The following is a 19974-nucleotide window of genomic DNA, read 5'->3' as shown; positions in this document are numbered from 1 at the left end:
CTGCGCGCTCACGCGGCGCTCCGCAGGCGGCGCCAGAGGATCGCCGGCGAGCGCCAGAGCATGCCGAAGAACAGCCGCGCGTGCATGGAGGAGATCAGTGCGTTGTCGTGGAACAGGCGGAAGTGCGAGAGGCCGTCCAGCGGGTAATGCACCTTCGTCGGCAGCCACTGCATCGGCTGGTTGCGCCAGGCCAGACGGACGAGGATTTCCGGGTCGAAATCCATGCGCTTGCCCAGCGTGGTGCTGTCGATCAGCTTGAGCGTGGACGCCAGCGGGTAGACGCGGAAGCCGCACATGCCGTCGCGGATCGACAGCGACAGGCTATTGATCCACACCCAGACGTGGGTCAGGTAGCGCGCGTAGAGGCGACCCTTTGGCACGCTTTCGTCGTACTGCGGATAGCCGCAGACCAGCGCGTCGGGATGCTCGCGGGAGGTGCCGAGGAAGCGCTGTACGTCGCCCAGGTCGTGCTGGCCGTCGGCGTCCACCTGCAGCGCGTGGGTGAAGCCCAGGCGCGCGGCTTCGCGCAGGCCGGCCATCACCGCGCCGCCCTTGCCCTGGTTCACCGGCAGGCGCACCAGGTACGTGTCGCGGCCTGCGGCGAGCTGGTCCATCACCGCCGCGCACTCGCGGCTGGAGGCGTCGTCGACCAGCACGCAGGGCAGGCCGGCGGCGAGCAGTTCGGCGACCACCTGGGGCAGCGCGTGCTCGTGGTTGTACACCGGAATCACGGCACACGGTTTGGTGCTCATTCGTCCGCCCCCAGCAGGATGCGCCCTGAAGAACAGGCGGCCTCGCCACGGGTGAAGGCGAAGTACAGTTTGCCGCGCTCGGCGTCCCAGCGCAGGGCCAGCTGGCAGAGATCGCCCGGCCGCAGCAGTTGCTGAAACTTCAGTACTTCCATGCCGCCGAAGCGTGGCGGCAGGTCGAAGACCTGGCGACCCAGTTGCTGCGCCCATTGCACCTGGACCACGCCCGGCAGCACGGGAGCCTTGGGGAAGTGGCCGGGGAAGTAGGCGAGGTCCAGGGGGATTTCCAGCTGGAAGTGCTGTTCGCCGTCCACCGCGTTGTGCGTCAGTACGTCGGGGTCGCGGCTGCGCGGCGCGTGCAGCAGTTCGTCCACCAGGCTTTGCGGCAGCTTGCCCTGGGCATTGCCCGGCAGACGTCGCAGCAGGCGCCAGCGGCGCGGCAGGGCGAGGGCTTCGCAGTGGTCGGCGAGATGTTCGCGCAGGCGCTGGGTCAGTGCGCGGCGGCCGCCATTGCGCAGCTCGTACAGGCCGGCGTCGCTCAGGGCGACCAGTGCGCCGAGGCTGGCGCGGTTCTCCTGCACCACGCCCAAGCGCGCTTCGCTGACGAAGGGATGCTTCATCAGCGCCGCTTCCAGTTGCGGCAGGGAGATGCGTTTCTCTTCCAGTTTGACGATGCGGTCGAGCCGGCCGAGCAGCTCGAAGCGGCCGTCGGCGCAAATTCGTGCGGCGTCGGCGGTCTGTTCGGTTTCGCCGGGCGGCAGGTAGGTCGATTCGATGCGCAGTGCGCCGTGCTCGTCCTGGTTCAGCATCACGCCTTCGAACGGCTGCCACAGCTGGCCGCCCTGGCGCCAGGCGATGCCGCCGGTCTCGGAACTGCCGTAGATTTCCGTGGGCGCCTGGCCGAGGCGTTCGTGCAACTGTTCGCCGGCTTCGGCCGGCAGCGGGCCGCCGGAGGAGAACACCCGCACCACCGGGCGCAGCGCCGGCCAGTCGAGGTTGTCGCCCATGCGCTTGAGCAGCGCCGGGCTGCCGACCCAGGCGAAGCGCGGCTGGTCGAGGCTCAGGCGTTGCAGGTCTTCGGGGAAGGCGATCTGCCGACGGAGGAAGGCGCGGCCGGCGGACAGCGGCCAGAGCACGCGGAACAGCAGGCCGTAGATGTGCTGCGCGGCGACGCTGCCGAGGATGCGCGCATCGCCCAGTTGTTCGCCCCAGAGGGCTTCCAGCACCTGCACTTCGTTGCTCAACTGGCGCAGGGACTTGCTGATCAGCTTCGGCTCGCCGGTGGAGCCGGAGGTGCTGAGCACCAGGCGGCAGGCGTCGAGGTCCAGTTCTTCAGGTGCAAGAGGGGCCGGGGGCAGTGCCGGGCCGTTCAGTTCGGCCAGCAGCAAGTCACCGGGCTGATCGCCGATCCAGGCGTCGATCCGCGAGGCCAGTCGCTCGCGGCTGTGGGCGAGGTTGTCGGCCGGAAGCACCGCTTCGGCACCGGCCAGCCACGCCGCATAGAGGGCAATTGCCAGTTCGGCGGCGTCTTCCAGGTGGATCGCCACGCGCCGGGCATTGCGCTGGCGCAGGGCGCCGGCGGCTGCGCAGACGCGTTGCAGGAAGTCGCTGGCGAGCAGTGTCGGCTCCAGCGCCAATGGGCGCCCGGCGGGCAGCTCCAGCAGCAGCCGGGCGAGGGAAATCGATTTCATCCTTGACCTCTGACCCGCTGCCTTACCAGCCACTCGACGGCGAACAGCACGCCCATCAGCAGGTAGGAAATCAGGCCGTTGTACAGCGTCCACCAGGCCAGCGGCGCCCACAGTGTGAGGGCTGCGGCAATCAGGCCGTTGCCCAGGAAGAACAGCACCCAGGCCTGGGTCACCCGGCGGGTGTAGCGCACCGCGTGGGGCGGCAGTTCCGGCTCGCGCAGGCGCGCCAGACGCTCGACCAGCGGCGGGCCGAACTTCAGGCTGAGGGCAAACAGGCTGAGCAGGCCCGCGCTGATCAGCACCGGGTACCAGCGCAGCAGGTGCGGTTCATTGAGGAACCACAGCAGCATGCAGAAGGCCACGGCCGCCAGCGCCATCCAGCGCTGCCCGGGGCGTTGCCCGCTGCCCAGGCTGCGGGCGAACCACAACCCGCCCAGCAGCAGCGCGAAGAATTTCGGCGACAGGTGGTCGATGCCGAAGTAGATCGCGAACGGGTAGAGCAGCCCGGCCAGCAGCAGGCCGAGCCCGACCAGGCGTGTCATGGGTTGGCCAGGCGATAGACCGCTTCGACCACGTCGCCGACGGTACGCACCGACTTGAACTCCTCGGCGGCGATCTTCTTGCCGGTCTGGCGCTTGAGGTGGTCGATCAGGTCGACGGCGTCGATGCTGTCGATCTCCAGGTCCTGGTACAGGTTGGCATCGAGGCTGATCTGCTCCGGCTCCAGTTCGAACAGCTCGACCAGGGCGTCGCGCAGGGTGTTGAAAATGTCCTCACGGGTTTGCATGGTCAGCGGTCTCAGGCGGCTTTCTGGGCGGTCACGAAGGCCGCCAGGCTCGCCACATTGGCGAAATGCTGGCGGGTGTCCTTGGCATCGGCGTCGATCTTGATGCCGTAGCGTTTCTGGATGGCCAGGCCCAGTTCCAGGGCGTCGACCGAATCCAGGCCGAGGCCGTCGCCGAACAGCGCGTCTTCGGCGCCGATGTCGTCAGGGCCGATATCTTCGAGGCCGAGGGCGTCGATGATCAGCTGTTTAATCTCCAGTTGCAGATCGCTCATCTCTTGCGAGCTCCTTGATGAAATGCTGGTGCAGGAAGGCATTGAGCCGGCGCGAGGCTGCCGGGGCGGGGCCCTGGCTGGCAAAGACCTGCGGGTCCAGGTCGTCGCCGACGCGCAGCCGGAAATGCACGCGGCGGGCGGGAATGCTGTACCAGGGCTCGGCCTTGGTCAGGGTGGTCGGGGTCACGGTGATGGTCACCGGGGTGATGACGCTGGCGCCGCGCAAGGCGATGGACGCCGCGCCGCGATGGAATTGCGGAGCCGCGCCCGGCGTGGTGCGGGTGCCCTCGGGGAAGACGATCAGGGTCTGGCCCTGCTGCAGCGCGTCCACGGCCTCATCGAACATGTCCATGCTGCCGTTGTTGCTGATGTACTGCGCCGCCGTCACCGGGCCGCGGGTGAAGGGGTTGGCGAACAGGCTCTGCTTGACCACGCAGTTGGCGTCGCGGATCAGGCCGATGAGGAAGACCACGTCGATCAGCGACGGGTGGTTGGCGATGACCATCTGCCCCGGACGGCCGAGGCGCTCGATGCCTTCCACTTCGTACGTCAGCACGCCGCTGCGCTGCATGATCTGCACGAACAGCCAGAACAGCCGGCTGACCGTGTGGCGTGCGCGGCTGCGACGGCGCAGGGCATCGCCCGGCAGCAGGCTCAGCAGCGGAAACACCAGCACCCGTAGCAGCAATCCACCAATACCGAAGATGGCGAAGCACAGGCCGGTGGCGAACAGGCGCCACAGCCAAGCGTCGGCGCGCTTGCTCAGTGGTTGCGTTGCCAGGTCCATAGACGCTTCTTCCAGGGGTGATGGATCAGGCCGGTGCGCTCGATCAGCGCGCGCACCAGGTTCAGGGCATTGGGGTGGGACGGCGGAGCAAGGGCTGTGCCGTTTTCCGCGAGTTCCAGTGACCATTCGCTGCCGGGCTTCAGGCGCAGGGCCACGGCATAGGGGAAGGGCACGTCGTCGACCCAGGGCGAATACAGCTCCGGTACCGGCTCCTCGGTCACCACCAGCAGCACTTCCGGGGCACCTTCGGCCAGCAGTGCAGCGGCTTCCAGCAGGCCATGCTCGAAACCGTCACGTTCGCCGGCGATGGCTGTCATTTCGCTGGTGTCCTGCCGCAGGATCGACCACAGGCCAATGACCGCGTTGTGCACGGAAAGGCTGAACTGCGTCGGGGACAGTGGTTGTTCGACGGCCAGCTCGCGCAGCAGTTCCAGGCTGCGGCCGGTTTCGCCGTGGCGGGAAACGAAGATCAGCGGCATCGGCGGCCGCCCGTCGGCCAGCGGCCAGGCGACACTGAACACCATACGCGCCAGGGGGCTCAGGCGGCGGCGTTGCATGGCGGGGAGAAAGGCGACATCCGGTTGGGCGGCGCTGTCGGGAAGACGTTCTTCCCGTACCCAGCTCTGCCAGTCGGCAATCGTGGACAGGCCCGGGGCCCAGGCACTCCACTGGTCGATATTGAATTGAATCACGCTGCGAGCTCTTGTGGGCCCTTCGGGGCATTCCGGTCGGCTAATGGGTCTTCCTTGATCCACCAAGAGCTTCGTCGACACGTGCCATGGCGCAGGGCCGGTATTATCCCGGTCATGCTGCTGTCAAGCAAACTTTTGCTTACAAAAGGGCTGACGCAGGAAATAGGGCAATTCTCGATTAAACGCCGACTTTATGACGAACCACTGTATGAAATCCCGTCAGCCGCCGAGCGGTAGCGGAGCCTCGGTGCGAGGATGCTCGCCCTTGTCATGGGCTTTGCATAGAATCCCGGGGTCTTGAATGGTTCTGGAGGGATGGCTCATGCGGCGCGTGGTGTTCAATCAGAAGGGCGGGGTCGGCAAGTCCAGCATCGCCTGCAACCTGGCGGCAGTGAGCGCAGCGGAGGGTTATCGCACCTTGCTGGTGGACCTGGATGCCCAGGCCAATTCCACGCATTACCTCACCGGCCTGACCGGCGAGGACCTGCCGGTGGGCATCGCCGACTTCTTCAAGCAGACGTTGTCGTCCGGGCCTTTCAGCCGCAAGGGCAAGGTCGACATCTACGAGACGCCCTTCGACAACCTGCACATCGTCACAGCCAGCCCGGAGCTGGCGGACCTGCAGCCCAAGCTCGAGCAGAAGCACAAGATCAACAAGCTGCGCAAACTGCTGGACGAGTTGTCCGAAGACTACGACCGAATCTACCTGGATACGCCGCCGGCGCTGAACTTCTACACGGTTTCCGCGCTGATCGCTGCAGATCGCTGCCTGATTCCCTTCGATTGCGACAGCTTCTCCCGCCAGGCACTGTACGGCCTGCTGCAGGAGATCGAAGAGCTGAAGGAAGACCACAACGAGGAGCTGGAAGTCGAAGGCATCGTGGTCAACCAGTTCCAGCCGCGCGCGACCCTGCCGCAGCAACTGCTGGATGAGCTGGTGGAAGAGGAGCTGCCGGTGTTGCCGGTGTACCTGATGAGCTCGGTGAAGATGCGCGAGTCGCACCAGGCCTGCACCCCGCTGATCTTCCTCGAGCCGCGGCACAAGCTGACCCAGCAGTTCGTCGAACTGCACAACCTGCTGGAAGCCTGAGCGCTTACTGGCTGATCAGCACATCGCAGGGCGGCCGGCGCAGGAAGTAGCGCGTCGAGCTGCCCAGCATGGCCTGCTCGATGGCGCCGCGGCTGCGGCTGCCGAGCACCAGCAGGTCCGGCGTCCATTCCCGCAATGCTGTTTCCAGCGCCTGCTGGGGCGTGCCCTGCTGCACTGCGCAAAGCAGTTGCGGCCCGGCGGCCGGCACCTGCGTGCGCTCATCCTGCAGCGCCTGGCGCAGCAGTTCGCGTTGGGTGTCCAGGTGGCTGTCGGCGCGACCCGCCTTTTTGCCCGGCTGGTAGGCGTTGAGCGCGAGCAATTCGGCGTCGGCCGCGAGCAGTCGGTAACCGGCGCGCCAGGCCTGGCAGGAGCGGTGCGACAGGTCCAGGCCGGCAAGGGCCTTCGCGTAAGGTCTGGCGGACTCCTCCACGGCCAGCAGGATCGGCGCGCGGCAATGCCGGGCGATGCGCTCCAGGGTGGTGCCGTCGAAGCGTTCCAGCAGTTGCTGGTGGTGCGCTCCGATCACCAGCAGGTCGGCGTTCAGTTCCTGCACCGTCGCGGTCACGGTATTCGCCGCGCGGCCCTGGCGGATCACCAACTGATAGTCGGTGATATCGCTGGCGCGGGCTGCATCGCGCAGCGCCACCTCGGCGGCTTCGCGCACCGTGGCCATCATGCGGTCGGGGAAGAATTCCTCGATGACGTGCAGCAGCGTGACGCTGGCGCCGTGCTGGCGGGCCAGCTGGGCGGCGCGGCGTACGGCGATATCCGCCTCGACGCTGAGGTCGTGGGCGACGAGCAGGTTCCTGTACATGGTGGGCTCCCTCTGTGGCGCTTCCACTGTCGCGCCACGTAGGAAATCTCACCTTGATGCAGGGCAATGGCCCGGATTCAGCGGCTACGCAGCTGATAGATGGCGTGGCTTTCGGCGACGACGTTGCCTTCTTCGTCCTTCAGCTGCAGGTCGAGGACGAATTCGGCCTTGCCGAGGTTCGTGGCTTCTTCGCCAATGCGCTGGATGTCCTCCTCGCTGAGTCGCGCCTCGACCGTCACGTCGCTCGAGGCAGGGCGCAGGAAACGCAGGCCGGCTTCCTTGACGATGGGATAGAAGCGCCGGGCGTCGAAACTGGTCAGCATCAGCACGCCCCCGGGCAGCTCGGCCACGGTGAACAGTGCGCCAGCGTACATGTTGCGCAGGTGGTTCTCATTGTCCTTGAGCGGCATGCGCAGGCGCACGAGGCCCGGTTCCAGCACCTCCGCCTTGAGGCCGGTGCGCTTGACGAAGGCGATGTGCTCTTCGGTGAGTTGGCGGATGAATTCCAGGTTATGACGCATGGGCGCGCTCCGATTCGCCGGCGGGGTGTGCCCCCAAGCCTAGCCGCACCACGCGGCCTGGCAATGACCGCGTGGATTGACCGAAACGCTCGCCCTCAGATGCCCTGGCGCGACAGCCAGTCGAGCAGCTGCGGCAGCGGCATTGCGCCGCTCTGGCGCGCCACTTCCTGGCCGTTGCGCAGCAGGATCAGGCTCGGGATCGAACGAATCCCCAGGCGTGTGGAGAGGTTCGGGTTGGCATCGCTGTCGAGCTTGGCCAGGCGCACCTTGCCCGACAGCCGCGCTGCGGCCTGCTCGAACACCGGCGCAAAGCCCTTGCACGGCCCGCACCAATCGGCCCACACGTCTACCAGCAACGGCAGGTCGCCCTTGGCCTGGGCGGCGAAGCCGGCTTCGTCGAGGTCGAACGGCGTATCCAGCACGATCGGCGACTGGCAGCGCCCGCAACTGGGCGAATCGCCCAGTCGCTCGGCAGGAACTCGGTTCAGGCCGTTGCAGTGGGGGCAGGGGATGATCAGGGAATCGGACATGACGGGGCTCCTCGGGCTATGGGGAGCTAGGTGGTGGCGATCCGGGGGATTATCAACTGTACCCGGTGGCGAAGCTCAGTTTCGATGAGCCTGCATGTACTGCCGCAGAAGCTGGTTGATGCGAGTCTGGTAGCCGGCTCCCTGGCTCTTGAACCACTCCAGTACGTCCGCGTCCAGGCGGATGGTGACGGCTTGCTTGGCCGGCACATGAATTTCGGCGTTCTTGAAGAAGTCTTCGCCCAGCTCGGGGATATCGCTGGTGTCGATGTCCTTGTCCTTCAGTTTGCTCAGGCGCTTGAAGTCAGTTTTCGATGGTTTGGACATAGTGTCTGGCCTCCCGTCTGGTGGCTTTCCGGGCGGAGATGATGCGGATGACATCTCCTTCTCGTTCGGTGCTCACGACCACTCCAATTAACGACCGTATTCGGCCGAGATTGATCCAGCGCTCCTCGGCGTAATTCTCGCGGTCATCGCGTTGTGCGAGGTAGGGCTGCTGGAACAGCTCCATCGCGTCGTTGAAGTCAATTCCGTGCTTGCGGATGTTTGCCAGGTTCTTGGCTTCGTCCAATTCGAATAGCATGCTGCTCTCCGTATTGACGTTTGTACATACAAAATGTCCGTGGCGGTCGTATTACGTGACGAAATGCATGGCTCGGCTTCTTCGGGCTGGCGTCGGCTGCCGCCGACGGATCGCGGGCATGGCCCGCTCCTACAGGGGCGGGCCGTGCGCGTCAGGGGCTAGCTGTGGCTGACGCGCTGTGCGTGGTCTGCCTCGTACAGCGAGTGGGCGTCGGAGGCCAGCAGCAGGAGGGCGCGGTTGATTTGCAGGACGTTGCGCAGCGGCTGGGCGTCGAGGGTGGAGAGGGAGAGAATGCCGAGCAGGTCGATCACAGCGCTCAGGCGGTCTTCGGCGGCGTTGTAGAGTTCGTCGGTCGGGGCGTCGGTGCGCAGGTAGAGGGTGGCGTTGCGGGGATGGGCGTGGTGTTGTGAGTCGGTTCTCAGCGGGAGGAAACGGTCTTTTTCGGGGTGCGCGGGTGCCTTACCATCGGTGTTAGCCATGATTAGTTGCCTGTTAACTGATTGTGGTTAGCGGGCCTTCGGTGTTGGTAGCACCGGGGGCTCGCGCCTTTCGATCCGTGCCGTTCGGCAGTTCTGGATCGCAGTCTTCCGCCGCGAGGAACATGCTGGGAAATTCCTGCATCGTGCTGCTTATGCTCGGGAAGATGTCGTCATTCTACGGAGTCAAAGCAAGCGAAAACCCGGCGGGAAGGGGAATCCACCGTGTCTGGCAGGAGCTTGCGAAAAGGCGGGTCTGGGCGGGGTAGGACGGCGGGAATTTGATGTAGTCCCGCCGGGCACCGGCATCAGACGTGATCGCGAACAGGTCCCTGATCGTCCGGCGCAGGGCAGGTCGCGGGCATGGCCCGCTCCTACAGGAAAGCGCCGCATGCCCGCCCACTGTAGGAGCGGGCCGGCAGGCCGGATGATTCGTCGGTGGGGCAGCGCTTCCCGCCCCTGCGCATCACACGCGGAAGTGGCTGACCAGTGTCTGCAACTGGCCGCCCAGGCGCGCCAGTTCAACACTGGAGGCGGCGACTTCCTGGTTGGCCGAGGCGGTCTGTTCGGAAACGTCGCGCACATTCACCACGCTGCGGCTGATTTCCTCGGCGACGGCGCTCTGCTCTTCGGCGGCGGTGGCGATCTGCTGGTTCATCGCCTGGATGTTGGAGACGGTGCGGGTGATCTCGCCGAGGGATTCGCCGGCCTGGCGGCTCAGGGCGACGCTGCTGGCGGTGAGTTCGCGGCTGCCGAGCATGACGCTGGAGACCTGGCGAGTCCCGCTCTGCAGGCCGGCGACCAGGGCTTCGATCTCTTCAGTGGACTGCTGGGTGCGCTGGGCCAGGCCGCGCACTTCGTCGGCGACCACGGCAAAGCCGCGCCCGGCCTCGCCCGCGCGGGCGGCTTCGATGGCGGCGTTGAGGGCCAGCAGGTTGGTCTGCTCGGCCACCGACTTGATCACGTCCATGACCTTGCCGATCTTCTCGCTCTCCTGCTCCAGGCGCTGCATGGCCTCGGCGGAGCGTTCGACTTCTTCGGCCAGGCGCTCGATCTGCTCGACCGCCTTATTCACCACACGGTCGCCGTCCTGGGCCTGGTGGTCGGCGGCGGAGGCGGCCTGGGAGGCCTGCTCGGCGTTGCGCGCGACTTCCTGCACGGTGGCGGACATCTCGTGCATGGCGGTGGCGACCTGGTCGGTCTCGACCTTCTGGGTGTTGGCGCCGGCGCTGGTCTGTTCGGTGACGGCGGAGAGCTCTTCGGCGGCGCTGGCGATCTGGGTGACGCCATCGCGGATGCCGCCGATCAGCTCGCGCAGGCTCTGGCTCATGCGCTGCATGCTCTGCTGCAGGCGGCCCAGTTCGTCGCGGCGGCTGACCTGGATGGTCTGCGACAGGTCGCCGGCGGCGATGCGGTCGACCACGGCCATGGTGTCGTGCAGCGGGCGGGTGATCTGGCGGGTGATGATCAGCGCGGCGATGCTGCCGAGCACCAGCGCGAGCAGGGTCACGAGGGTTTGCAGGCTGCGGGCCTTGGCGCTTTCGACGTCGCGGCGATCAAGCTGCAGCTGGTAGAGGTTTTCGCTGATCTTGACGATGTCCTGGCCCTGGGCGGTCATTTCCTTGCGCGCCTGGACGATCGCGGCCATGTTCTGGCGCAGCGTGACGACGGCGTCGCGGTAGGTGCGCAGGGCGGTGCCGAGTTGCTGGACGTACTGCGCTTCGGCGACGCCGAGCACGCTTTCCAGGGCCGGCAGGCCGGCGATGCTTTCGTCGAGGCCGCGGGTCACGCCGTCACCGTTGCTGGTGAGGGCGGTGGCGAGGTAATCGCGCACGTCATAGCGGGCCTGCAGCAGGTCTTCGCGGGTACCGGTGATGGCCTGGAAGCGGGTGGCGCGCTCTTCGTCGGCGGGGGCCTTGAGGATGTCTTGCTGGATCTGCGCGGTCAGCTCGTTGGCGCGGGCAGCATTGTCCTGCAGGGTGCGGCGGGTGAGGCCGGCGCTCTGGTAGCCGGCGCGCATGGCGGCCAGGGATTTCTCGTAGTCACCGATGATGCCGCCGAGCTGGTCGAGCATGCGCACGTTCTCCGGGCTGACGAAGGACGCGCGCAGTTTCTGCTGCTGCGCCTTGAAGTCGGCCAGGGTGCTCATGACGTTGGCGGCTTCTTGCTCGGCGCCGTCGGCGATCATGTACTGCAGGCGAGTGATGCGCAGCTTGGTGAGGCGCGAGTTCAGCTCGGTGATGTCGCTCATCCAGTTGCTGCGGTCGATCAGCGAGCCCAGGCCGACCCAGCTGACGATGGCGAGGATGGCGGTGAAGGCGAGGACCAGGCCGAAGCCCAGGGCCAACTTGAGATTCACGCTCAGGTTGGAAATCCAGCTGTTCATTGACGATCTCCAGGAAAGGTTGTGTGAAGTCAGGCCGTTCGGAGATTGTTGTTATTGGGGGCCAGGGTGGCGAACCACGTCCCTGCACTATCGGCAGGCCGGGACGGAACCCGATGGTGGCGAGCGAAAAAAGTTATCCGCCGGCCGGCGCCGGGAGGCGGGTCGGGGGACGGATGACGGGGGAAGGGAGACGGTGGACGGCCGCGCAATTCCCTTTTCGCTGGCGTATCAGGTGGCGCGGTCGCGCGGTTGCCTGGGGTGCAGGCAGCGACGGCATTGTACGGAATGGTGAGGCCATCGTCTGCCCGATGATGGCATCTGGATATGACTGTGATGCGTCAGCTTATTCATGAGGCCCCGCACGAGGCACCGCCCGGCGCCTCGTGCGGGGCTGGCCGTCAGGCCCTGGCGGCGTCCAGTGCCTGGGCCAGGTCGGCGAGGATGTCGTCGATGTGCTCGATGCCGATGGACAGGCGCACCATGTCGCGCGGCACGCCGGCCTTCTCCAGTTCCTCGTCGTTGAGCTGGCGGTGGGTGGTGGACGCCGGGTGGCAGGCCAGGGACTTGGCGTCGCCGATGTTCACCAGGCGCACCACCAGCTGGAGCGCGTCGATGAAGCGCGCGCCCGCTTCCTGCCCGCCCTTGATGCCGAACGAGAGGATCGACGCCGGTTTGCCGCCCATGTAGCGCAGCGCCAGTTCCTGCTCGGGGTGGTCGGCGAGGCCGGCGTATTTCACCCAGCTGACTTGCGGGTGGTCCTGCAGGTATTGCGCGACTTTCACCGCGTTCTCGCAGTGGCGCTCCATGCGCAGGGCGAGGGTTTCCAGGCCCTGCAGGATGAGGAAGGCGTTGAACGGCGAGAGCGCGGCGCCGGTGTTGCGCAGTGGCACGACGCGGCAGCGGCCGATGAAGGCGGCGGGGCCGAAGGCTTCGGTGTAGGTGACGCCGTGGTAGGACGGGTCCGGTGTGTTCAGCAGCGGGAAGCGCGCCTTGTTCTCGGCCCAGGGGAATTTGCCGGAGTCGACGACGATGCCGCCGATGCTGGTGCCGTGGCCGCCGATGTATTTGGTCAGCGAGTGCACGACGATGTCCGCGCCGTGCTCGAACGGGCGGCAGAGGATCGGTGTGGCGACGGTGTTGTCGACGATCAGCGGCACGCCGTGGCGGTGCGCAGCATCGGCCAGGGCCTGGAGATCGACGATGTTGCCCGCCGGGTTGCCAATGGATTCGCAGAACACCGCCTTGGTGCGTTCGTCGATCAGTGCTTCGAGGGCGGCGATGTCATCGTGCGGCGCAAAGCGGGTCTGGATGCCGAAGCGCGGCAGGGTGTGGGCGAACAGGTTGTAGGTGCCGCCATAGAGCTTGGCCACCGAGACGATGTTGTCGCCGGCTTCGGCGACGGTCTGGATGGCGTAGGTGATGGCGGCCATGCCGGAAGCCACGGCCAGAGCGGCGACGCCGCCTTCCAGTGCGGCCACGCGCTCCTCCAGCACCGCGTTGGTGGGGTTCATGATGCGCGTGTAGATGTTGCCGGCGACCTTCAGGTCGAACAGGTCGGCACCGTGCTGGGTGTCGTCGAACGCGTAGGAGCTGGTCTGGTAGATCGGTACGGCCACGGCCTTGGTGGTCGGATCGGGGCTGTAGCCGGCGTGGATGGCCAGGGTTTCCGGTTTCATTGTTCGAGCGTCCTTGTGGCAGAAAGCCCCGAGGATGCGAGCGGTGCCCGGCCCCGGTCAATGACCGGGAGCAATGCATGGCGGGCGCCGCTAGATCGCTTTTCGCTGAGCTTATAACCGCCTCAGGACGAGCAACTGATCTCCAGGTGACGGCCCCAGTCCGGCGGTCTACGGGTGAATACCTCGGCGTCGGGCTGTTCTTCGAAGGGCTTGCTGAGCACTTCGTGCAGGCGGCGCACCACGCTGAAATCACCTTGCTCGGCGGCGCTGATGGCTTCCTGGGCGAGGTAGTTGCGCAGCACGTAGAGCGGGTTGACCGCGTGCATGCGGGCGCGGCGCTCGTCCTGGCTGCCGCCTTCGCGCTCGGTGCGGGCCTGGTAGTCGGCGGCCCAGGCGTCGAAACCGGCGAGGTCGACGAAGTCTTCCCGCACCACGGCCAGCGCCTGCTCCGGTGCCTGGTCGCCGAGGCGGCGGAAGAACAGCGAGTAGTCCACGGCGCCCTTCTGCATGGTCTGCAGCAGGCGCTGCACCCGCTCCAGGTCGCCCTCTTCGGCCGTAGTGAGGCCGAGGCGGCGGCGCATCAGGTCCAGGTAGCTGGCCTGGTAGAGCGGCAGGAACAGATCCAGCGTGGCGCGCAGGTCGTCCACCTCGACGAAGGGCGTCAGCGCCTGGCCGAGGGCGGCGAGGTTCCAGTGGGCGATGGGCACCTGGTTGCTGAAGGAGTAGCGGCCGGTGTCGTCGGAGTGGTTGCAGATGTGGTTGGCGTCGAAGTCGTCGAGGAAGGCGTAGGGGCCGTAGTCGAAGGTGATGCCCAGGATCGACATGTTGTCGGTGTTCATCACCCCGTGGCAGAAGCCGTAGGCCTGCCAGTAGGCAATCATCTCGGCGTTGCGCTCGACGACTTCGCGGAAGAATGCGAGGTAGGGCTTCTCGTCATCCAGGCACTGCGGGTAGTACGACTGCAGGACGAACTCGCCGAGGGTGCGCAGCTGATCTTCCTGCTTGGTGTAGTAGAAGTATTCGAAGTGACCGAAGCGCACGTGGCTGGGCGCCAGGCGCAGCAGCATGGCGCCGGTTTCCTTCGACTCGCGCCACACCGTGGTGCTGGAGCCGATCACGCACAGTGCGCGGCTGCTGGGGATGCCCAGGGCGGCGAGGTATTCGCTGGCGAGGAATTCGCGGATCGACGAGCGCAGCACGGCCCGGCCATCGCCCATGCGCGAGTAGGGCGTCTGCCCGGCGCCCTTGAGGTGCAGGTCCCAGTGCTCGCCGGCCTCGTTCACCACTTCGCCCAGCAACAGGCCGCGGCCGTCGCCCAGCCGCGGGTTGTAGGAGCCGAACTGGTGCCCGGAATAGACCATCGCGCGCGGGTCGGCTGCTTCCCAGAGCTTGTGCCCGGCGAAGATTTCCGCGAACAGCGGGCTTGTCGCCTCGCTCGGGTCGAGGTCGAGCAGGGCCATGGCGGCGGGGCTGGCGACGACCAGGCGCGGGTCGGCGATGGGATCGGGCAGGACCTGGGTGGAAAACACATCGCCCAGGCGGGCGAAGCGGTTATCGAAGGTCAGTTCGTCGAGCTTTTTCACAATCTAACTCCGGACAAGTCCGAGCATTGTGCTCGGACTTATCCGAAGGCGTCCACCCTCAGGCCTTGTCGCCGCCAGGCTTATCGGTGCCCTGGGGGCCGCCGATCTTCACGGGTGCGGCAGCGGGTTGCTGCTGGCCGACGATGACCTGGGCTTCCTGGCCCTGGAAGTTCTTCAGGAACACGTCGACCTGGTTGAAGGCCATGTCGATGCCGGCTTCGCGGAAGGCCAGGGCGATGCGCGTGAGGGTTTCGTCCACCGCCGGGTTGCGGTCGCCCAGCTCGCGGACGTGGAAGCGCAGCTCGTAGTCGAAGGTGCTGGCGCTGATCAGGGTGAAATACACCACCGGCTCCGGGTCGCGCAGGATGCGGGTGTTGGCGTGGGCGGCGTCGAGCATGATCTTGCGCGCCAGCGGCAGGTCGCTTTCGTAGGCCAGGCCGATCTTGATGGTGACGCGCGTGACGGTATCGCTCAGCGACCAGTTCACCAGCTGGCCGGTGATGAAGGTCTGGTTGGGGACGATGATTTCCTTGCGGTCGAAGTCGGTGATGGTGGTGGCGCGGATGCGGATCCGGCTGACGGTGCCGGACAGCGTGCCGATGGTCACCACGTCGCCGATCCGTACCGGGCGCTCGAAGAGGATGATCAGGCCGGAGACGAAGTTGGAGAAGATCGCCTGCAGGCCGAAGCCGAGGCCGACCGACAGCGCGGCCACCAGCCATTGCAGCTTGTCCCAGCTCACCCCGAGGGTGGACAGCGCGCTGACGAAGCCGATGCCGCTGATGGTGTAGGACAGCAGGGTGGTGATGGCGTAGGCGCTGCCCTGGGCCAGGGTCAGGCGTTGCAGCACCAGCACTTCGAGCAGGCCGGGAAGGTTGCGCGCCAAGGCGACGGTCACGGCAGCGATGACCAGCGCCATGAGGAAGTCGCTCAGGCTGATCGGCGTGGTGGACGCCGCATCGCCGGTGCCGCTGGTGTACTGGTAGAGGGTCACGTTGTCGAGGTAGGAGACGACGCTGATCAGGTCGGCCCAGACCCAGTACAGGGTGACCACGAAACCGATCAGCAGGCCCAGGCGGATCAGGCGCATGGACTGTTCGTTGATCTGCTCGATGCCCAGGGTCGGCTCTTCGACCACCTCGGTGCCCTCGATGCCTTCCTTGGGCGCGTTCTGGCGGTTCTTCAGGGCGCGCTGGTAGGCCAGGCGGCGGGCGGCGACGCCCATGCCGCGGACGAAGGTGGCTTCCACCACCATCCAGAACATCAGCAGGAACAGGGTGTCGATCAGGCGGTCGGTGAGCTTGAGCGCGGTGTAGTAGTAGCCGAAGCCCACGGCCAGGAACAGCGCCACCGGCAGGGCGGTGAAGCCCAGGCCGACGATCATCTTGATCATCGACGGGCGCTCGCTGGACGGGCTCTTGAACAGCAGTTGGGCGAGCAACCAGGTCATGGCGCCGTAGCCGAACAGCACCACGGCAATGCCGATCACGTCATCGGCCAGCGAGGCCGGCGAGTGCTCGGCGACGGTGACCACGGCGACCAGCGACATCACCACCAGACCCAGTCGGCGCATCAGCTTGCCGAGGAACTGTACCTGCGACTGGCTCCAGTGGAAGTGCCGCTCGGCGATGCCGCCCGGACGCAGGATGCGGTGCGCGGTGTAGAACACCAGCCAGACCTGCGCCATCTCCAGCAGCGCGCTGCCCAGGGTGGCGTTCTGTCCGCGGGCGTCGAGCAGCAGGGCGAGGCCGGCGATGGCCAGGGCCAGGGTGCCGGGCAGTGCCAGCAGCACGGCGAGCAGCAGTGCCAGCGGGGTGTGGGCCTGGCTGTCGCGCTTGAAGTGGCCGATATCGTCGTTCAGCGATTCCAGCTTGTCGTAGAGGAACTTGCGCTTCCACAGCAGGGCGGCAACCAGCAGGAGCAGCGGCAGGAACAGGAAGGGCCGGTCGATCAGGCCCTCGCCCAGCTCCTTGACGCCCGAGCCCCAGGGCACTTCGGCCAGCTGGTGGTGCAGCAGGGCCGGGGTCATCTTGAACCACGACAGGTCCAGCGGGCGGTTGCTGGGAATCCAGAACATCTGCTCGTCGAGGGTGGCGCGCAGGCTGCTGCTGGTTTCCTTGAGCTGCTTCTGGTTCAGCTGCAGGGTGATGGCTTCGTTGAGCAGCGCGTTCAGCTCGTGGTTGAGGCGTTCCATCAGTTCCAGGCGGGTGTCCACCAGCTCGGACAGGTCGTGGCGCAGCTGCGCGGTGACACTTTCCTGGGATTGCTGGGCCAGCAGGTTGTCGATGTAGACCTGGGTGTTGTTGATCTCGTCGCGCTTCTGGTTCAGCTCGAACTGGTACAGGCGCAGGTCGGCGATCTCGTCGGCGAGGTCCTGGTCGGTCTTGATCACCGGCAGCGACTGCTTCTGCTGGTAGAGGATCTTCGACAGCAACAGGCTCCCGCGCAGCACGTTGATCTGCTCGTCCAGGGCCTGCTCGCCCTGGGTCAGGTTGTCCAACTGCTGCTTGGCTTCCAGGTTGCGCCGGGTCAGGGTGTTGAGGCGGTCGGTGGTGCGCAGCAGGTAGTCGGAGAGCTTGAGGTTGGCGGCGTTCTCGTGGCTCAGCAGGCTGTCGGTGCCAGCGGCCTGGTCGGCGTCCTTGGACAGCTCGGCGACGGTTTTCTCCGACTGCTCGCGGCGCTTGTCGCTGATCATCGCCTGCAGTTCGAGGGTTTCGCGCTCTTCGCGGCCGATGCGCTCGGCCAGCAGGTCGCGCTGGCTGGAGGCGAGGTCGAGCAGCAGGTTGTTGCCGGCCAGTTGCTTGCGCAGCAGCAGGTTCTGCGCGGTCAGCGCGGCCTGTTCGGCGAGCAGCTCGTTGCGGCGTTCGTCGGTCAGGGGCTTGGCGCCTTCCTTGCCGGCCTTGAGGGCGGTGTTGATGTCCAGCAGGCGCGTCTGGTTCTTGCTCAGGTCGGCCTGGGCGCGTTCGGGGCGGGTCTGCGCGGTGAGGATCTCGCTCTTGGCGTCGATCATCTCCTTCTGCCAGGCGGCCAGCTGGGTGGATTGCTCGTTGAGGAGCATTTCCAGCTGGGTGGCGTTATAGCCGCCGTAGCGCTGGGCGGCGGGCTTGTCGGCACTGCCCTTGAGGCGACTGAGGGCCTTCTGGTTCTCGCTGATCAGCTTGGGCGCATCGGCCAGGCGGCCGTTGAGCTCGCTGAGCTGCTTCTCGCTGTCTTCCTTGGCTGCCAGCAGCCTGAGGGTGTTCTCCAGGCTGGCCTTGACCGGCTTGGCTTCGGCATCGCTGAGCTTGCGGTCGGCCAGGCCGTCGAGGCTCTGCTGCACCTTCTCGGCGCTGGGGACGGTGGTATCGGCGGCCAGCGCGGGCAGGCCGGTGAGCGAGCTGCCCAGGAGGACAGCAGTCAGGAGAGTACGCAGCAGGAATGACATGGTCGCGTTCAGCGGCTCGTGCGAAAAAAGTGGAGTGAGGGTAGTGCTGGCTGGCCGGCACCCGCAAGCGGGCGCCGGTGGGCGGTCAGAGGAAGAGTCCCGGACCGGGACGACCTTCGGGGAATTTGACCCCGACCTTGCGGATCTTGTTCCCGTCCAGGGCGGCCACGGTCCAGGTCAGGCCGTTCCATTCAACCTGGTCGCCGATGATCGCCTGGCCGCCGATTTCGTGGGCGATGAAGCGGCCCAGGTTCTGCTCGCCGTCGACGCCTTCAAGCTTCAGGCCGTAGAGCGAGGCTACGGCGGACAACTGGGCGTCGCCCTCGAGGACGAAGTCGCCGAAGAAGCGTGCACTGAGGCCGCGATCCGGCGCCTGGCTGAACAGCTTGCCCAGTGGCGAGAGGTCATGCTCGTGGCCGATCACGCAGAGAATGTCGTCGGCTTCGAGGATGGTACTGCCGGACGGGTGCAGCAGTTGGGTGCCACGGAACAGCGCAGCGATACGCGTTCCCTCGGGCATCTTCAGTTCGCGCAGGGCGGCGCCGATGCACCACTTTTCCTTGCTCAGGTGGTAGACGAACAGCTCCCACTCGCTGGTCGGGTGGACTTCCAGGCCGGCGCGGGAGATCGGCGCCGGGTCCGGCGGCACCACCACGCGCAGCAGCTTGGCGGCCCAGGGCAGGCTGGTGCCCTGCACCAGCAGCGAAACCAGCACGATGAAGAAGGCCACGTTGAAGAACAACTGGGCGTTAGGCAGCCCGGCCATCAGCGGGAACACCGCGAGAATGATCGGCACCGCGCCGCGCAGGCCGACCCAGGCGATGAAGGCCTTTTCGCGGCCATGGAAGGCGCGGAACGGGAACAGGCCGACCAGCACCGACAGCGGACGAGCGAAGAGGATCATCCACAGCGCCAGGCCCAGGGCGGGCAGGGCGATCGGCCAGAGGTCGTGGGGCGTGACCAGCAGGCCCAGCACCAGGAACATGCCGATCTGCGCCAGCCATGCCATGCCGTCGAGCATGTGCATGATGCCGTGGCGCGATCGGATCGGCTGGTTGCCCAGCACCAGGCCGCACAGGTAGATGGCGAGGATGCCGCTGCCGTGCACCGCGTTGGCCAGGGCGAAGATCAGCAGGCCGCCGCTGATCGCCAGCAGCGGATAGAGGCCGTTGGCCAGGTGGATGCGGTTGATCACCTGCAGCAGCAGCCAGCCGCCGGCGAGGCCGAGCACCGAGCCGATGCCGAACTCGCGCAGGAAGTGCCAGAGGAAGCTCCAGGACAGGCCACTTTCGCCGTGGGCGAGCATGTCGATCAGGGTGACGGTGAGGAACACCGCCATGGGGTCGTTGCTACCTGATTCGATTTCCAGGGTGGCGGTGACCCGCTCGTTCAGGCCCTTGCCGCCGAGCAGCGAGAACACGGCCGCGGCGTCGGTGGAGCCGACGATGGCGCCGATCAGCAGCCCTTCCATCCAGCTCAGCTTGAACAGCCAGGCGGCAGCGATGCCGGTCAACCCTGCGGTGATCAGCACCCCGGCGGTGGCCAGTGACAGGGCTGGCCAGAGGGCTACGCGGAAACTCGACACCCGTGTGCGCAAACCGCCGTCCAGCAGGATCACCGCCAGCGCCAGGTTGCCCACCAGGTAGGCCATGGGATAGTTGGAGAAGCCGATGCCGCCGGGGCCGTCGGTGCCCGCGATCATGCCCACGGCGAGGAAGATGACCAGAATCGGGATGCCCAGGCGCGAGGACAGCGAGCTGACCAGGATGCTCATGCCGATCAGCACAGCAGCGATCAGGAAATAGCTGTTGATGGCCACGGCATCCAAGGTGTCGACCTCCTGGGGAGTAGGGGAGTGGCGACGCTACTTGGGGATCAGGATGCAGGCCGCATGCCAATCGATTCTAACCTGCGGA

19 protein-coding genes are annotated in these 19974 nt (G+C 66.3%); 1 reads left to right on the top strand and 18 read right to left on the bottom strand.

What is annotated here, in order from left to right:
* Positions 1-8 precede the first annotated feature (8 nt).
* From IB256_RS12290 to IB256_RS12260, 7 genes are read right to left on the bottom strand one after another with little or no spacing between them, the layout of a single operon-like run.
* Positions 9-752 (bottom strand): glycosyltransferase family 2 protein, encoded by a 744-nt coding sequence (locus tag IB256_RS12290; RefSeq protein WP_192293126.1) that lies wholly within the window; start codon positions 750-752, stop codon positions 9-11.
* The gene (locus tag IB256_RS12285; RefSeq protein ID WP_192402735.1) at positions 749-2440 is read right to left on the bottom strand and encodes an AMP-binding protein; all 1692 of its coding nucleotides are present in this window, start codon (positions 2438-2440) and stop codon (positions 749-751) included. Before IB256_RS12285 ends, IB256_RS12290 begins: the two co-directional genes overlap by 4 nt.
* Complete coding sequence (locus tag IB256_RS12280; protein ID WP_081515446.1) at positions 2437-2982, bottom strand: hypothetical protein; 546 nt, start codon at positions 2980-2982, stop codon at positions 2437-2439. Before IB256_RS12280 ends, IB256_RS12285 begins: the two co-directional genes overlap by 4 nt.
* Entirely contained in the window at positions 2979-3227 is a 249-nt protein-coding gene (locus IB256_RS12275) for an acyl carrier protein (RefSeq protein ID WP_081515447.1), read from the bottom strand. Before IB256_RS12275 ends, IB256_RS12280 begins: the two co-directional genes overlap by 4 nt.
* An 11-nt stretch (positions 3228-3238) precedes the next feature.
* Positions 3239-3499 carry a phosphopantetheine-binding protein gene (locus tag IB256_RS12270; RefSeq protein WP_045216036.1) on the bottom strand — a complete coding sequence of 87 codons (261 nt, stop codon included), beginning with the start codon at positions 3497-3499 and terminating at the stop codon, positions 3239-3241.
* Positions 3474-4286: a lysophospholipid acyltransferase family protein gene (locus IB256_RS12265; protein WP_192293120.1), complete on the bottom strand. Its 813-nt coding sequence runs from the start codon at positions 4284-4286 to the stop codon at positions 3474-3476. The genes IB256_RS12270 and IB256_RS12265 overlap by 26 nt, the downstream gene beginning before the upstream one ends.
* The gene (locus tag IB256_RS12260; protein ID WP_192383705.1) at positions 4262-4978 is read right to left on the bottom strand and encodes a beta-ketoacyl synthase chain length factor; all 717 of its coding nucleotides are present in this window, start codon (positions 4976-4978) and stop codon (positions 4262-4264) included. Before IB256_RS12260 ends, IB256_RS12265 begins: the two co-directional genes overlap by 25 nt.
* Before the next feature lie 322 nt (positions 4979-5300).
* Here IB256_RS12260 and IB256_RS12255 point away from each other — a divergent pair, with 322 nt between their 5' ends.
* Positions 5301-6068, top strand: coding sequence for a ParA family protein (locus tag IB256_RS12255; RefSeq protein ID WP_138523465.1), 768 nt, complete (start codon positions 5301-5303; stop codon positions 6066-6068).
* A 4-nt stretch (positions 6069-6072) separates the two neighbouring features.
* On the opposite strand, the gene IB256_RS12250 is transcribed toward IB256_RS12255, so the two are convergent.
* The 11 genes from IB256_RS12250 to IB256_RS12200 all read right to left on the bottom strand — a co-directional run bounded on the left by IB256_RS12250 (position 6073) and on the right by IB256_RS12200 (position 19886).
* Positions 6073-6882 (bottom strand): universal stress protein, encoded by an 810-nt coding sequence (locus IB256_RS12250; protein WP_192402733.1) that lies wholly within the window; start codon positions 6880-6882, stop codon positions 6073-6075.
* 77 nt (positions 6883-6959) lie between these two features.
* Complete coding sequence (locus IB256_RS12245) at positions 6960-7403, bottom strand: YiiD C-terminal domain-containing protein (protein ID WP_138213960.1); 444 nt, start codon at positions 7401-7403, stop codon at positions 6960-6962.
* Between the two features lie 95 nt (positions 7404-7498).
* Positions 7499-7933, bottom strand: coding sequence for a thioredoxin TrxC (gene trxC / locus IB256_RS12240; protein ID WP_192293114.1), 435 nt, complete (start codon positions 7931-7933; stop codon positions 7499-7501).
* A 75-nt stretch (positions 7934-8008) separates the two neighbouring features.
* Positions 8009-8257 carry a BrnA antitoxin family protein gene (locus IB256_RS12235; protein WP_138213962.1) on the bottom strand — a complete coding sequence of 83 codons (249 nt, stop codon included), beginning with the start codon at positions 8255-8257 and terminating at the stop codon, positions 8009-8011.
* Complete coding sequence (locus tag IB256_RS12230; protein WP_192402731.1) at positions 8235-8513, bottom strand: BrnT family toxin; 279 nt, start codon at positions 8511-8513, stop codon at positions 8235-8237. Before IB256_RS12230 ends, IB256_RS12235 begins: the two co-directional genes overlap by 23 nt.
* Before the next feature lie 158 nt (positions 8514-8671).
* Positions 8672-8992, bottom strand: a complete 321-nt coding sequence (locus IB256_RS12225; protein ID WP_192402729.1) for a hypothetical protein — start codon at positions 8990-8992, stop codon at positions 8672-8674.
* Positions 8993-9455: 463 nt separating this feature from the next.
* The gene (locus IB256_RS12220; RefSeq protein ID WP_412547963.1) at positions 9456-11240 is read right to left on the bottom strand and encodes a methyl-accepting chemotaxis protein; all 1785 of its coding nucleotides are present in this window, start codon (positions 11238-11240) and stop codon (positions 9456-9458) included.
* A gap of 533 nt (positions 11241-11773) precedes the next feature.
* On the bottom strand, positions 11774-13051 hold the full coding sequence (locus IB256_RS12215; protein ID WP_192402717.1) for a bifunctional O-acetylhomoserine aminocarboxypropyltransferase/cysteine synthase: 1278 nt from the start codon (positions 13049-13051) through the stop codon (positions 11774-11776).
* A 122-nt stretch (positions 13052-13173) separates the two neighbouring features.
* Positions 13174-14634: a protein adenylyltransferase SelO gene (selO, locus tag IB256_RS12210; RefSeq protein WP_192402715.1), complete on the bottom strand. Its 1461-nt coding sequence runs from the start codon at positions 14632-14634 to the stop codon at positions 13174-13176.
* 58 nt (positions 14635-14692) lie between these two features.
* The gene (mscK, locus tag IB256_RS12205; protein WP_192402713.1) at positions 14693-18058 is read right to left on the bottom strand and encodes a mechanosensitive channel MscK; all 3366 of its coding nucleotides are present in this window, start codon (positions 18056-18058) and stop codon (positions 14693-14695) included.
* Between the two features lie 85 nt (positions 18059-18143).
* Complete coding sequence (locus IB256_RS12200; protein ID WP_081515459.1) at positions 18144-19886, bottom strand: potassium/proton antiporter; 1743 nt, start codon at positions 19884-19886, stop codon at positions 18144-18146.
* Positions 19887-19974 lie beyond the last annotated feature (88 nt).

This window comes from Pseudomonas sp. PDM17 (assembly GCF_014851985.1).
GTDB lineage: Bacteria > Pseudomonadota > Gammaproteobacteria > Pseudomonadales > Pseudomonadaceae > Pseudomonas.
This window is presented reverse-complemented; position numbering and strand designations above follow the sequence as displayed.